The sequence below is a fragment of the Herbaspirillum camelliae genome (assembly GCF_001929405.1).
In the GTDB taxonomy this organism is placed as follows: domain Bacteria; phylum Pseudomonadota; class Gammaproteobacteria; order Burkholderiales; family Burkholderiaceae_D; genus Herbaspirillum; species Herbaspirillum seropedicae.
In genome coordinates, this window is the sequence record NZ_KV880769.1 from 1626304 (window position 1) to 1641067 (window position 14764).

The following is a 14764-nucleotide window of genomic DNA, read 5'->3' on the forward strand; positions in this document are numbered from 1 at the left end:
GCATGAAAAATCATGTTTTAGTTCTTGTATTGCCTTTATCTCATTGCCAGGCCTGCAGAAGCAATATGCGCTGCAACATGGCGTTGTCGGTAGGCACAGAGGATGTTGTCAGCGGGTAACGGAAAATCCGTAAATCATTATCTTATGCGGTGTTCTGCGCGCCGCCCGCCTTGCTTCCGTCACGACCATCACGGTTCGCACGGCCCCTTTCCTATCCCGGAAATGCGCGCCCTATCCAGCCTCTGCCAAAAGTCCTAATGCATGATTAATCATGTATTGACGCCAGCGTCCCCAGAAACGAAAGTGCAACTCAAGGAAATTCACTGCACACGGGGACCACGATGGCCGAGCGATCATTCGTAGAAGAAGTCAAGAAACTGCGCCTGGGCGCAGGAGAAGTATTCAGCGGCGAGGGCATCCTGGCCGTCACCAAGGCCTTGCTGGAATCTGGCGTGGCCTATGTCGCCGGCTACCAGGGCGCACCCATCTCGCACCTGATGGACGTGCTGGCCGACGCCCAGGACATCTTGTCCGAGCACGGCATCCTCTTCGAGAACAGCGCCAGCGAAGCCACCGCCGCCGCCACCCTGGCCGCTTCGGTCAACTATCCGCTGCGCGGGGCGGTGACCTTCAAGGCCACCGTCGGCACCAACGTCGCCTCCGACGCGCTGGCCAACCTGGCCTCGGGCGGGGTGCTGGGCGGTGCGCTCATCATCGTCGGTGAAGACTATGGCGAAGGCTCTTCCATCATGCAGGAGCGCAGCCACGCCTTTGCCATGAAGTCGCAGATGTGGTTGCTGGACCCGCGTCCCAACCTGCCCTGCATCGTGCAGGCGGTCAAGGATGGCTTTGACCTGTCCGAAGCCAGCAGCACGCCGGTGATGTTGCAGATGCGCATCCGCTCCTGCCACGTCCATGGCCAGTTCGTCAGCTCGGCCAACCGACGTCCGGCCTTCACGGTCAAGGACGCGCTGGAAAACCCGGCGCGCGACCTCAGCCGCATCGTGTTGCCGCCGGCCAGCTTCCTGCATGAAAAGGAAAAGGTGGAGCAGCGCTGGCCCGCCGCCATCGAGTTCATCCGTGCGCGTGCGCTCAACGAATTCTTTGCCGAAGGTGCAGCCGACGTCGGCATCGCCTTGCAGGGCGGCACCTACAACACCCTGATCCGTGCGCTGGAGCAACTGGGTCTGGCCGATGTATTCGGCGAGTCGAAGATCCCGCTGTACGTGATGAACGTGGCCTATCCGCTGGTGGATGCCGAGTTCGAGCGTTTCTGCCAGGGCAAGCGCGCCATTCTGGTGCTGGAAGAAGGCCAGCCCAACTTCGTCGAGCAGAACGTGGCCAACATCCTGCGCCAGCTCGGCTCGGCCACCCAACTGCATGGCAAGGATCTGTTGCCCATGGCCGGGGAATACAACACCGCCACCGTATTGGCGGGCGTGCGCAAGTTCCTGGAGCGTTACCAGCTCATCGAGGCGCCGGCAGCCCCGGCTCCGGCCCCGGCAACCGCGCGCGTGATTCCCATCGCCAACGGCAACGCGCCGGCCAAGTCCAGCGAGGTCAAGATCACCGAAGCCAAGCTGCCCACGCTGGACCAGTCGGTCCATGCACGGCCACCGGGCTTCTGCACCGGCTGTCCCGAACGCCCCATCTTCACCGCCATGAAGCTGGTGGAGCGCGAACTGGGCGAGCACCACATCAGCGCCGACATCGGTTGCCACCTGTTCTCCATCCTGCCGCCCTTCAACCTGGGCAATACCACCATGGGCTATGGCCTGGGCGGGGCCGGGGCGGCCGCGCTCAACGCGCCAGCCGGCAAGCGCGCCATCGCGGTGATGGGGGATGGCGGCTTCTGGCACAACGGCCTGACCAGCGGTGTGGCCAATGCGGTCTTCAACCAGAGCGATAACCTCACCATCATCATCGACAACAACTACACCTCGGCCACCGGCGGCCAGGACATCCTGTCCTCGCGCGCCCTCAACGCCACCCGCAGCACCGGTCACGAGATCGAAGCAGCGGTCAAGGGCGTGGGAGTGAAGTGGGTGCGCACCATCAAGCGCACCTATGACCTGAAGCGCATGACCAGCACCCTGCGCGAAGCCCTGACCACCACCGAGAAAGGCCCCAAGGTGCTGGTAGCGCAGAGCGAATGCATGCTCAACCTGCAGCGCCGCGAAAAGCCCAAGATGCGCAAGGCCATCGCCGCCGGCCAGCGTGTGGTGCGCGAGCGCTTTGGGGTCGATCCCGAGACCTGCACTGGCGATCACTCCTGCATCCGTCTCTCGGGCTGCCCGTCGCTGTCCATCAAGAGCAATCCCGATCCGCTGCGGCGCGATCCGGTGGCCACCGTGGTGGACAGCTGCGTGGGCTGCGGCCTGTGCGGCGAGGTCTCGCATGCCGCGGTGCTGTGCCCGTCCTTCTTCCGCGCCGAGATCATCACCAATCCCAGCCGCATGGACCAGCTGCGCCAGCGCGTGCGCACCCTGGTGATCGGCTGGCTGCAAGGACGCGACGCCAGGCGCCGTGCGCGCTATGCCTTCTGAGCGCGCTTACGGCATGACCGCCATGTACAAGAACCTGACTTTGAAGATGGAGCTGCACCATGTCCCCTAAACCGATCAAGATCGCCATCCTCGCCATGGGCGGCGAAGGCGGCGGCGTGCTGGCCGACTGGATCGTCGACCTGGGCGAATCCAATGGCTACTTCGCCCAGACCACCTCCGTGCCCGGCGTGGCCCAGCGCACCGGCGCCACCATCTACTACGTGGAACTGTTCCCCGGCGCCGACCAGCCCGGTGCGCGCACCCCGGTGCTGGCGTTGATGCCCATGCCGGGCGATGTCGATGTGGTGCTGGCCTCCGAACTGATGGAAGCCGGGCGCGCCGTCCAGCGCGGACTGGTCACCCCGGACCGCACCACGCTGCTCAGTTCCACCCATCGCGTCTATTCCATCGGCGAGCGCACCGCCATGGGCGATGGCCGCGTCGATAGCGACGCGCTGGTCGAGCACGCCCGCAAGGCCGCCAAGCGTTTCGTCAGCTTCGACATGGCCGAGGCCGCCGAACGGGTGGGCAGCGTGATCAGCGCCGTGCTCTTCGGCAGCCTGTGCGGCACCGGCGTGCTGCCCTTCAGCCGCGCCCAGTTCGAGGCCACCATCGAACGCGGCGGCGTGGGCGTCAAGCCCAGCCTGAAAGCCTTCGCCGTGGGTCACGACCAGGCCCGCCAGGCCGAGGCGGCAGAACCGGGTGCATCAGCGGCTGCACCGATGTTCAAGCCGGTGGACGTGGCCGCCATCGCCGACAGGCAGGTCGCCCGGCTGGTCCAGCAGGCCCAGGCCTATCCCGCAGCGGTGGCGCCCATTGCGGTGGAGGGCGTGCGCCGCCTGATCGACTATCAGGACCCCGACTACGCCGCCCTCTACCTGCAACGGCTGGCGGCGCTGGCGGCTGCGCCCGGGGGCCAGGAGCCGGAGCTGCTGGCCGAGTCGGCGCGCTACCTGGCGTTATGGATGTCCTATGAAGACACCATCCGCGTGGCCGATATCAAGACCCGCAGCAGCCGCTTCGATCGCGTGCGCAGCGATGTGCGCGCCAAGCAGGAGCAGTTGGTGGACATCAACGAATTCATGCATCCGCGCCTGGAAGAAATCTGCGAGACCCTGCCGGCCGGCCTGGGCCGCTGGCTGGCCCGTCCGCACTGGGCGCATCGCCTGGTGCGCCGCTGCACGCAGCAAGGGCGGGTCATCAAGACCAGTTCGCTGCCGGGCTTCCTGCTGCTCTATGGGCTGTCGCGCTGGCGGCGTTTCCGCCGCGTCACGCTGCGTTACGCGCAGGAGACCGAGCGCATCGAACGCTGGTGGCAGCGCGTGACCACGCTGGCCGCCGTCAATCCGGCCCTGGCGCTGGAAGTGGCGCAATGCCAGCGGCTGGTCAAGGGCTACAGCGACACCCATGTGCGCGGCCTGCGCAACTACGAAACCCTGATGCAGGTAGTGGACCGCCATGCCCGCGCCCTGGCCCCGGCGGTGCTGCGCGAACTGCGCGAAGCGGAGCTGGCCGACGAGCACGGCCACAAGCTGCGCGCCAGCTTGCAACAGCACGCCCTGCAATGAGGAGAGCGACATGACTCTGCAACGATTCGAACGCCCCCACCGCATCCGTTTTTCCGAATGTGATCCGGCCGGCATCGTTTTCTATCCCCAGTACTTCGTGCTCTTCAACGATCTGCTCGAAGCCTGGATCGACCACCTGCTGCCCGAGGTCGGCTTTGCCGGCTACATCGGCCAGCTGCATTACGGCCTGCCCACGGTGGAACTGCAGGCGCAGTTCGAGGCGGTCTCGCGCATGGGCGATGAGGTCACGCTGGCGCTGGAAGTGGAGCGCGTCGGCGGCAAGTCCCTCACGCTGAACCTGTCCTGTACCGCAGCCGACGGACAGTTGCGCATGAAGGTGCGGCAGGTGCTGGTCTGCACCTCGCTGCAGACGCACCGCTCCATCGATGTGCCCGCCCTGCTGCGCAATGCCCTGGAGACGGGGGCTCACCCACAACAAAGGAGTGCGACATGAACATCGTCTGTATCGGCGGCGGTCCCGCCGGCTTGTATTTTGGTCTGCTGATGAAACTGCAGGACCCGTCCCACCGCGTGGTGGTGGTCGAGCGCAATCGTCCCTATGACACCTTCGGCTGGGGCGTGGTGTTCTCGGATGCCACGTTGGACAACCTGCGCGAGGCCGATCCGGTATCGGCCGCCACCATCACCGGCGAGTTCAGCCGCTGGGATGACATCGACGTGCATTTCAAGGGCAGCGTCATCCGCAGTGGCGGCCACGGCTTCATTGGCATCGGCCGCAAGCGCCTGCTCAACATCCTGCAGGCGCGCTGCGAAGAGCTCGGTGTGGAACTGGTCTTCGAAACCCAGGTGCAGGATGACCAGGAGATCGCACGCCAGTACCAGGCCGACCTGCTCATCGCCAGCGACGGCATCAACAGCGCCGTGCGCACCCGTTATGCCGACACCTTCCGTCCCGACATCGACCAGCGCAATTGCCGCTTCGTCTGGCTGGGGACGCACAAAGTCTTTGACGCCTTCACCTTCATCTTCGTGCCGACCGAATATGGCTGGTTCCAGGCGCACGCCTACCGCTTCGAGAATGGCCTGTCCACCTTCATCGTCGAAACCACCGATGCCGCCTGGCAGGCCGCCGGCATCGACAAGATGTCGCAGGAAGATGGAGTGGCCTTCTGCGAAAAACTGTTTGCGCCCTGGCTCGATGGCGAAAAGCTCATTTCCAACGCGACCCACCTGCGCGGTTCGGCCATCTGGATCCGTTTCCCCCGCGTGATCTGCGACAAGTGGGTGCAGTGGACCCGCCCGCATGGCGAGGCAGGGGCGCAAGTCCCGGTGGTGCTCATGGGCGACGCTGCCCATACGGCGCACTTCTCCATCGGTTCCGGCACCAAGCTGGCGCTGGAAGACGCCATCGAATTGGCCAACATGCTCAAGCAGCCGGGCGGCCTGCGCGCTGGCCTGGAGCGCTACGAAGCGGTGCGCGGCGTGGAAGTGCTCAAGATCCAGAACGCCGCGCGCAACTCCACCGAATGGTTCGAGAACATCGCCCGCTATGCAGACCTGGAGCCGGAACAGTTCGCCTATTCGCTGCTGACCCGCTCGCAGCGCATCTCGCACGAGAATCTGCGGCTGCGCGATCCGCAGTGGCTCGACGGTTACGAGCGCTGGCTGGCCAAGTGCGCCGGCCTGCCCGCCGATGGCGCGCGTCCTACGCCGCCGCTGCTCACACCCTTCAAGGTGCGCGAGCTGACGCTGTCCAATCGCGTGGTGGCGTCCCCTACCTTGCTGTATGCGGCGCGTGACGGCGTGCCGGGCGACTTCCATCTGGTGCACCTGGGCGCACGCGCGCTGGGCGGCATCGGCCTGCTGCTCACCGAAGCTACCGCCGTCAGTCCCGAAGGGCGCATCACGCCGGGCTGCCCCGGCCTGTGGAACGAGGAACAGAAGCAGGGCTGGAAGCGCGTGGTGAACATGGTCCATGCCAACAGCCAGGCCCGCATCGGCCTGCAACTGAATCATGCGGGGCGGCGCGGTTCCACCCAGTTGGGCTGGGAGCAGCCGGATCGTCCGCTGACGACGGGTAACTGGCCGCTGGTCTCGGCCAGTGCGCTGCCCTATCTGGAAGGAATTTCGCAGGTCCCGGCCGAGGCCAGCCATGATGAACTGGCGCGCATCCGCGAGGACTTCGTGGCCGCTACGCGGCGTGCCGTCGAGGCCGGCTTCGACTGGCTGGAGCTGCAGGCTGGGCATGGCTGCCTGCTCTCCAGCTTCCTCTCGCCGCTGACCAACCAGCGTCAGGATCAGTATGGCGGCACGCTGGAAAACCGCCTGCGCTACGTGCAGGAAGTGGTCAAGGCGGTGCGTGCCGCATGGCCTGCGCACCTGCCGCTGTCGGTCCGCATCTCGGCTACCGACTGGGCCGAGGGCGGCACGACCGTGGATGAGGCGGTGGAAATCGCCCGCCAACTGCATGCGCATGGGGCCGACGTGATCGATGTCTCTTCCGGCGAAGTGACCCCGGCGCAGAAGCCGGTCTATGGCCGCATGTTCCAGGCACCGTTTGCCGACCGCATCCGCAACGAGGCGGGTGTACCGACCATCGCCGTGGGGGCGATCACCGAGGCCGACCAGGTCAACGGCATCATCGCCTCGGGCCGCGCCGACCTGTGCGCGCTGTCGCGCCCGTTGCTGGCCGATCCGGCCTGGCTGTTGCACGAGAGTGCGCGCCAGGGATGGTCGGACGTGGCCTGGCCGCCGGCCTACCAGTGGGGCCGTGACCAGCTGGAACGCAGCCTGGCCGGCACCCGCCGCTGAGTCGTCAACCCATCCATGAAAGGGAAGCATCGTGAGCAATGACACCTACGATCAGTACCGCGAAAGCGTGGCCGGCCGTGCCGATGTCTCGGACACGCCGGAACTGCTGGCCTACTACCGCCAGCTGGAACAGTTGAAGACCGGCGCGCTGTGGACCGTGGCCAACAAGATCGAACCCTGGCAGCCGAAGTCGCAATCGGTACCAGTGCTGTGGCGCTATGCCGAGCTGCGCGAGCATGTGCTGCGTTCGGTGGCGCTGGTCTCGCCGGAGAAGGCGGGCCGCCGGGTGATCTATCTCGACAATCCGGGCCGGCGCGAGGTCTCCGCCGCCGTCGGCTGGCTCTATTCGGGCCTGCAGGTGATGCATCCGGGCGAGGTGGCCAGCGCGCATGCGCATTCCTCCTCGGCCCTGCGCTTCATCATGGAAGGTCGCGGCGCCTACACCATCGTCGATGGCCACAAGATGACGCTGGAAGCCAATGACTTCGTGCTCACCCCCAACGGCACCTGGCACGAACATGGCGTCGAAGCCGATGGCCTGCCCTGCATCTGGCAGGATGGCCTGGATATCCCGCTGGTCAATGCGCTGGAAGCGGGCTTCTACGCCGTGCATCCAGACCTGCACCAGGCCGTGGCCCATCCGGTGGATGACGCCGTGGCGCTGTGGGGTGCACCCGGACTGCGTCCGCAGGACGTGGGCTGGAACAGACCCTACTCGCCGCTCTTCAAGTACCAGTGGGGGCCGACCTACGAGGCGTTGCAGCGCTATGCGCGCGCAGCCGAAGGCAGTCCCTACGACGGCCTGCTGATGCACTACACCAATCCCGTGGGCGGCGGCCATGTGATGGCCACCATCGGCGCCAGCATGCAGTTGCTGCGGCCGGGCTTCGCGGGACGTGCGCATCGGCATACCGGCAGCTTCATCTACCAGGTCGCCAAGGGCCATGGCCATTCCATCATCGACGGCCAGCGCTTCGACTGGAAGGAGCGCGACATCTTCTGCGTCCCGTCCTGGGCCTGGCACGAGCACGTCAACGGCAGCGCCAGCGACGACGCCTGCCTGTTCTGCTTCAGCGACCTGCCGGTCATGGAAAAGCTGGGCCTGTACCGCGAAGAAGCCTATGCCGAGCACCAGGGCCACCAACCCATCATCACCGCTGCACGCCAATGAGGCTGCAGGGATTTTCTGAACGCCCCACCAACATCCAACAGGAGTGAGATGCAATGAAACTGGTTACCTATCGCGCCAATGTGAGCGCCGCTGCCCGTCTGGGCGCCATCGTCGATGAGCTGGTCGTCGATCTGCAACAGCTGGGTCTGCACGCCGGCGAAGCCCTGCCCGACAACATGCTGGACTTCATCGACCTCGGTCCGTGCGCCATGACCAGCACCACCGCGCTGCTGGAGCGTCATCGCGGCCAGTGGCCAGTGGGCGTGGCGCGTCCGCTGGTCAACGTCAAGCTGCTGGCGCCGATCCCGCGTCCACGCAAGAACATCTTCGGTATCGGCCTGAACTATGTCGAACACGTGGAAGAGTCCAGCCGCACCCTGGATACCTCCAAGGAGCTGCCCAAGCAACCGGTGATCTTCTCCAAGCCGCCCACCACCGTGATCGGCCAGGGTGACGCCATCGAGCATAACCAGGCCATCACCCGCCAGATGGACTGGGAAGTGGAACTGGCCGTCATCATCGGCAAGCAGGCCAAGGGTGTGAGCAAGGCCAGCGCGCTGGACTACGTGTTCGGCTACAGCGTCATGAACGACATCAGCGCCCGCGACAACCGCCGCGCCGGCCAGTGGATCTATTCCAAGGGCCAGGACACCTACGCGCCCTTCGGTCCCGTGATCGTCACCGCCGATGAAATCCCCGATCCGCACAACCTGGACCTGAGCCTCACCGTCAACGGCGTCACCAAGCAAAGCGCCAACACCCGTCACATGCTCTTCAAGGTCGATACCCTGATCGCCGACATCAGCGCCGGCATCACCCTGGAACCCGGCGACATCATCGCCACCGGCACCCCGGCTGGCGTGGGCGCAGGCCGCTCGCCGCAGGAATGGATGTGGCCGGGCGACGTGGTGGTGGCCACCGTGGAAAAGATCGGCAGCCTGCGCAACCCCATCGTGGCGGTCGGCGAACTGCCGCCGGGCAAGGCCTGAAGCTGCGCACACCAGCCTGTTCAATCACAAGGAACTGACATGCTCGAACTTCAACGTTTCAAGGCCGCGGCGGTCCAGGCGGCGCCCGTCTTTCTCGACACCGACGCCACCGTCGACAAGGTGGTGGCGCTCATTGCCGAGGCCGCCGGCAACGGCGCCAGGCTGGTGGCCTTCCCGGAAGTGTTCGTGGCCGGCTATCCCTACTGGAGCTGGATCATGAACCCCATCGAGGGCAGCAGCTGGTTCGAGCGCCTGGCGCGCTCGGCCATCGAGATCCCCGGCCCGGAGATCAGCAAGATCGCCCAGGCCGCAGCGCGCCACCAGGTCAACGTGGTGGTGGGCGTGAACGAGCGCAACCGCCACGGCATCGGCACGATCTACAACACCGTGGTGACGATTGCCGATGATGGCCGCATCATTGGCCGCCATCGCAAGCTGGTACCGACCTGGGCCGAGAAGCTGACCTGGGCGCCGGGCGACGCTTCCGGCCTGCGCGTGCACCAGACCAGCATCGGCCCGCTGGGCGCGCTGGCCTGTGGAGAAAACACCAATACCCTGGCGCGCTTCTCGCTGCTGGCGCAAGGCGAGCTGGTCCACGTGGCCAGCTATATCGCGCTGCCGGTGGCGCCGGCCGACTACGATATGGCCGACGCCATCAAGGTGCGCGCAGCGGCGCATTGCTTCGAGGGCAAGGTCTTCACCATCGTCTCCTGCTCCACGGTCTCCGAAGAGATCATCCAGGCCATGGAAGCCAGCCATCCGCAGGCCCGCGCGCTGCTGTCGCGCCGCAACAGCGCCTTCTCGGGCGTGCTGGGTCCGGATGGCCGGGTGATCGGCAGCCCGCTCATCGACGAGGAAGGCATCGTCTATGCCGACATCGATCTCTCGCGCTGCATCCAGCCGCGCCAGATGCACGACATCACCGGTCACTACAACCGTTTCGATGTCTTCAATCTCAACGTCAATCGCCAGCCTCTGCAGGCGGCGCACTTCTCCGATGGCGGCGGCGTCATGGAAGAAGCGCCGGTCGATGCAGCGGCGGACAGCCCGGAGGGCCAAGCATGAGCACGCCAATGAGCACCCCACGCAGCTATCGCATCGGGCAGATCGTGCCCTCGTCCAACACCACCATGGAGACCGAGATCCCGGCCATCCTGCGCGCGCGTGAGCTGATCCTGCCGGAGCGCTTCACCTTCCACTCCAGCCGCATGCGCATGAAGCACGTCACCAAGGAAGAGCTGGCCGCCATGGATGGCGACAGCGACCGTTGCGCCCTGGAGCTCTCGGATGCGCGCGTCGATGTGCTGGGCTATGCCTGCCTGGTGGCCATCATGAGCATGGGGCGCGGCTATCATCGCCTCTCCGAGCAACGCCTGCATCAACGCACCGTGGACAATGGCGGTCCGGCCCCGGTGGTCACCAGCGCCGGCGCCCTGGTCGATGGCCTGCATGCCATCGGCGCGAAGAAGGTGTCCATCCTCACGCCCTACATGAAGCCGCTCACGCAACTGGTGATCGACTACATCGAGAATGAGGGCATCGAGGTGGTCGACAGCATTTCGCTGGAAATCCCGGACAACCTGGAAGTGGGCCGCCAGGACCCGCGTGCGCCCATCGAGATCACCAAGCGCCTCCATACCAAGGGGATCGATGCCGTGGTGGCGTCGGCCTGCGTGCAGATGCCGTCGCTGGCCTCGGTCCAGGCCATCGAGGATCGCGTCGGCCTGCCGGTGCTGTCTTCGTCAGTGGCCACCACCTACATGATGCTCAAGCGGCTGGAGCTGCAGACCGCCGTGCCGGGCTTTGGCGCGCTGCTGTCGGGGCGCTATTGAGCGGGGTCAAGAAAGCCTCGTCCGAGGACGCCATGGGTCTCCCCATTGCGCCCGGGGACGGGGTATCCTTGCTGCTTTCAGAAGAAGAGGCAGTGAGGGGAATGGCAAAGTCAAAGGCATTCGTCGACAACTACCTGCCGGCACTGCTGGGGCAGGCCTGGCAGTTGTTGTCGACCCAGTTTCATGCAGTGGTGGAAGCACACGGCCTGTCGGTGCTGGAGTGGCGCGTGCTGTCGATCCTGGCCAGCAATGGCGGCATGAGCATCTCGGCCCTGGCCGATGCGGCGGTGAGCAAGCAGCCTACCGTCACGCGCTTGCTGTTGCGGCTGGAAGCCCAGGGCCATGTGGAGCGCACCACCAGCCAGGATGATCGCCGCTATACCCTGGTGCGGGTCACGCGCAATGGACGCCGGCTGGTCTCGGGTCTGATCGAACTGGCCGAGCAGCATGAGCGCGAGGTATTGGCCTCGATGAATCCGCAGAAGGTGGAGATGCTCAAGGAACTGCTGCAGGAAATCATCACGCGCTACCGTCCGCAGCGCTGACCTGGTCCCGGCTCACTTGGGCCGCCGCATCTGGAACAGTCCCTGCGGCAGCACCTCGAAGTAATCCGCCGGTCCGCCGCCGCGCAGGATGTGCTGCGCAGCGCCCGTATCGTAGACGCCATCGGCCAGCAGCGCCTGGTCGATGTGGACCGCCACCACTTCACCGAAGACCATCCAGGTCTCCAGCGTGCGCCCATCGAGCGCGTTCAGTTGCTGGATCTGCGTCACCCGGCATTCCATGGCCACCGGACTTTCGCCCACACGCGGCGCGGCCACCACCATGCCGGGTGTTGCGGTCAATCCGGCCAGTGCGAATTCATCGACTTCACTTTGTTCCAGGCTGCTCAGGTTGACCTGATCGGCCAGCGTGCGCGTGGCCAGGTTGTAGACGAATTCGCCGGTGGCCTCGGCGTTGCGCACGCTATCCTTCTTGCCCACGCTGGCAAAGGCCACGATGGGAGGCCGGTAATTGAAGATGTTGAAGAAGCTGTAGGGGGCGACGTTGGGTCGTCCCTCGGCGCTGCGGGTGGAGATCCAGCCGATCGGACGCGGCCCCAGGATGGCCGGGATGGGATCATGCGCCAGGCCGTGGCCGTGACGCGGTTCATAGCGGTGAAAGAGCGGGTTCATGGCAAGGGCGGACAAGCTGCGGTGAAAGCGGATGGAACCCGCATTATGTCGCCCCTGCTGTTGCGGCAGGCAGGCCGCCGCATCATTCCTGCCAGATACGGACGGTCACTGCGCTGCCTGGACTGTCAGCAATCCGCCATTCAGAAGCCCAGGCTCAACATCCCCACCAGCTGGTTGCCCTGCTTGACGTCAAAGCGGTTGTAGCCGCCCAGGATGGCTTGCAGCGACCAGGTGATGGGCGAGTTGGGGAAGGGTGCCGACAGGCCCAGCGTCAGGTGGCGCAGGCCGCCGCTGCTGGGAGCGTTGCCGGCAAAGCAGCCATTGACCGCGAAGGCCTGCCCCGCGCCGCAGGCTGCTCCCGTGGCGGTATCGCGGGTGCCGAGATACTTGCCTTCGCGCTTGTAGGTGTAGGCGCCCAGCGTGCTGGTGAAGGTGATGTCATAGGGCAGCGGCTTGGTGTAGACCAGGGTCCAGTAGGTGTCGCCCTTGTTGCCCCAGACCACGTCGTTGAGCAGGGTCTGGGCATTCAAGGACAGCGCGCCCCAGGTCAGGCCCGCCTTGGTTTCCAGCGCATTGGCATGGCTGCCGTTGAGATAGTAGTAGCCGGTCATGCCCAGGGTATAGCCGAGGTCGCCGCTGATATTGCCGGCATAGGCGAAGTAGAGATCGTTTTCCACCGAACGCGGTTTCTGGAATTCGGTGATGCTGCGGTCGCTGTAGGAATTGCCCAACTGCTTGTACGAATAGTTGATGGTGGAAGCCCAGTAGCCGAAGCTCCAGCCGCTGCTGTGGACGACATCGATGCCCCATTGCAGCGCTGCCTGGTCCGATTCGGGCGCGTCGGCGCCGCTGTTGCCCAGCGGCTGGCCGTTGCCGTAGGTGGTGGTGACGCCGCGCAGCACATAGCGCGAGGCCAGGTCGATGTGCTTGGTGATGGTCCAGGGGCCGGCGGGCGCGGCGGCGGGGGCGTCCTCGGCCAGCGCCGGGGCGCAGGCCAGCAGGGAGGCTAGGGCGGCGCAGGTGCTGAGGGCGCCGAGGCGCGACAGGGAAGCGGTGTAGGTAGTCAAGGTTCTCTCCGTTGGGTTGTACCAGGTAAGCGCGGATCAGCGTGGATCAGCGTGGATCAGTGTGAAAGCGAGGGACGAACAGGGCCGGGCGGGTCCGTTGCCGGACCCGCGCAAGGCATTCTTGTGATGCAGGTACTGTGGGGACTACCGGCGCATGCGCGCAAAAAACTTAGAGTTTTCCGTCGGCTGCCATCTTCATGTAGGCCGGGTCGAAGCGCAGCTTGACGTTCTTCTTGTCGCCGATCACCACGTTGCCGTCGAAGGCGATGCCGATGCCATCGGCGCTCTTGACGTTGGGGCCGAGGATGCCGTGGTCAAAGCTGAACTTGGCGATGCGACCCATGATGCCGGGCAGCTCCTTCTTGGTCGCGAACTCCAGCGCCGCCTTGGGCTGGTAGAACATGGCGGTCGCCGCCAGCTGCGACTGGAAGCCCGCCAGGTCGGTCCCGGAAGCCTTGCCCATGGCGGTCAGTGCGCGCGTGGCGCGTTCATCCTTGGCGCTCATGATGGCCATCATCTCGTACCACGCGCCGGTCAATGCCTTGCCGAAGGCAGGGTTCTCCTGCAGGGTCTTGGTGTTGACCACCATCAGGTCCATGATCTCGCCGGGCAGTTGCTTGGAGGTGTAGACCAGCGAGACATCGGGCGAGGCCGCAATCGAGGACAGCATCGGGTTCCAGGTCACCGTGCTGGTCACCGCAGGAGTGGAGAAGGCGGCAGTGATATCGGCATCGCTGGTGTTGACCACCTTGACGTCACGCTCGCGCAGGCCGGCCGTTTCCAGCGCGCGGGCCAGCAGGTAGTGCGAGACCGAGAATTCCACCAGCTGCACCGACTGGCCCTTGATGTCGGTCAGTTTCTTGTTCTTGCCCTTGAGGACGATGCCATCGTTGCCATTGGAATAGTCGCCCACGATCAGGGCCGTGGAATCCACGCCACCGGCGGCGGGAATGGTCAGCGCATCCATGTTGGTCATGGTGCAGCCGTCGAACTTGCCGGCGGTGTACTGGTTGATCGATTCCACGTAGTCGTTCAACTGCACGGCGTTGATGGTGATGCCGTACTTCTTGCCCCACTTGGCCAGGATGCCCTGGGCCTGGGCTTCACCCCAGGGCATCCAGCCGGCGTAGATGGAGGTACAGACCTTGAAGTCGGTGCGGGGGGCGGCGTGGGCGGATGAAAGCGCACCCGTGAAGGCGGCCAGGGCGATGGCAGCGCCACCAAGGATTCGGGAAATGTTGTACACGGCGTAGGGTCCTCGAAGGGTTTATTGGAAAAAAGCCCGGGAGCGGCGCGGTCCTTGCGAACGCGTCATCTCCCGGGCTTTTCTCCCGCCGTGTAACCTCTTGCGAGGTCGACTGCTCTCGGACCAGACATCCGCAACAGCGAACCGGAACCCTAGCTGTCCATTGCAAATTGTGCCTACACAAGACCGGACTCGCCGGCTCCCGCTCGCTTTTCAGCAAGGTTCATGCCAATGCCCTGAGGCGATGTCGATGATGCGGGATGCCGGTTTTCGCTATTAATAGCGAACGGCTCAACGCTCCATTGGCTGCGCCATACGTGAGCGATGCTGGCGCATCGTGCGCGCGCCAAATCGGTGCCGGCTTGCACCATGCTTGCGCTCCGGCGATCCGCGATGCT

General features: G+C 65.1%; 12 protein-coding genes and 1 riboswitch. Of the genes, 9 read left to right on the plus strand and 3 right to left on the minus strand.

From position 1 onward, the window contains the following. Nucleotides 1-341: 341 nt before the first annotated feature. The 9 genes from BGK68_RS07220 (at nt 342) to BGK68_RS07260 (ending at nt 11423) form a co-directional block, all read left to right on the plus strand. Entirely contained in the window at nt 342-2546 is a 2205-nt protein-coding gene (locus BGK68_RS07220; RefSeq protein WP_075256522.1) for a thiamine pyrophosphate-dependent enzyme, read from the plus strand. Nucleotides 2547-2605: 59 nt separating this feature from the next. After that, nucleotides 2606-4114 (plus strand): indolepyruvate oxidoreductase subunit beta family protein, encoded by a 1509-nt coding sequence (locus BGK68_RS07225; RefSeq protein WP_075256523.1) that lies wholly within the window; start codon nt 2606-2608, stop codon nt 4112-4114. 10 nt (nt 4115-4124) lie between these two features. Continuing rightward, nucleotides 4125-4568: an acyl-CoA thioesterase gene (locus BGK68_RS07230; protein WP_075256524.1), complete on the plus strand. Its 444-nt coding sequence runs from the start codon at nt 4125-4127 to the stop codon at nt 4566-4568. Further along, the gene (locus BGK68_RS07235) at nt 4565-6886 is read left to right on the plus strand and encodes a bifunctional salicylyl-CoA 5-hydroxylase/oxidoreductase (RefSeq protein WP_075256525.1); all 2322 of its coding nucleotides are present in this window, start codon (nt 4565-4567) and stop codon (nt 6884-6886) included. The genes BGK68_RS07230 and BGK68_RS07235 overlap by 4 nt, the downstream gene beginning before the upstream one ends. Before the next feature lie 31 nt (nt 6887-6917). Continuing rightward, a complete protein-coding gene (locus BGK68_RS07240) occupies nt 6918-8057 on the plus strand; it encodes a cupin domain-containing protein (protein ID WP_075256526.1) in 1140 nt (379 codons plus the stop codon). A gap of 53 nt (nt 8058-8110) precedes the next feature. Further along, nucleotides 8111-9046, plus strand: coding sequence for a fumarylacetoacetate hydrolase family protein (locus BGK68_RS07245; RefSeq protein WP_075256527.1), 936 nt, complete (start codon nt 8111-8113; stop codon nt 9044-9046). A gap of 39 nt (nt 9047-9085) precedes the next feature. Then, entirely contained in the window at nt 9086-10111 is a 1026-nt protein-coding gene (locus BGK68_RS07250) for a carbon-nitrogen hydrolase family protein (protein WP_075256528.1), read from the plus strand. An 8-nt stretch (nt 10112-10119) separates the two neighbouring features. After that, entirely contained in the window at nt 10120-10878 is a 759-nt protein-coding gene (locus BGK68_RS07255) for a maleate cis-trans isomerase family protein (RefSeq protein WP_075256529.1), read from the plus strand. 101 nt (nt 10879-10979) lie between these two features. After that, complete coding sequence (locus BGK68_RS07260) at nt 10980-11423, plus strand: MarR family winged helix-turn-helix transcriptional regulator (RefSeq protein ID WP_075256530.1); 444 nt, start codon at nt 10980-10982, stop codon at nt 11421-11423. A 12-nt stretch (nt 11424-11435) separates the two neighbouring features. On the opposite strand, the gene BGK68_RS07265 is transcribed toward BGK68_RS07260, so the two are convergent. From BGK68_RS07265 to BGK68_RS07275, 3 genes are all read right to left on the minus strand, one after another. Further along, on the minus strand, nt 11436-12053 hold the full coding sequence (locus BGK68_RS07265) for a flavin reductase family protein (protein WP_075256531.1): 618 nt from the start codon (nt 12051-12053) through the stop codon (nt 11436-11438). 140 nt (nt 12054-12193) lie between these two features. Further along, nucleotides 12194-13120: a TorF family putative porin gene (locus BGK68_RS07270; RefSeq protein ID WP_075256532.1), complete on the minus strand. Its 927-nt coding sequence runs from the start codon at nt 13118-13120 to the stop codon at nt 12194-12196. A 169-nt stretch (nt 13121-13289) separates the two neighbouring features. Continuing rightward, nucleotides 13290-14366: a putative urea ABC transporter substrate-binding protein gene (locus tag BGK68_RS07275; protein ID WP_075256533.1), complete on the minus strand. Its 1077-nt coding sequence runs from the start codon at nt 14364-14366 to the stop codon at nt 13290-13292. A 67-nt stretch (nt 14367-14433) separates the two neighbouring features. Next, nucleotides 14434-14533, minus strand: a riboswitch (guanidine-I (ykkC/yxkD leader). Nucleotides 14534-14764: the final 231 nt, after the last annotated feature.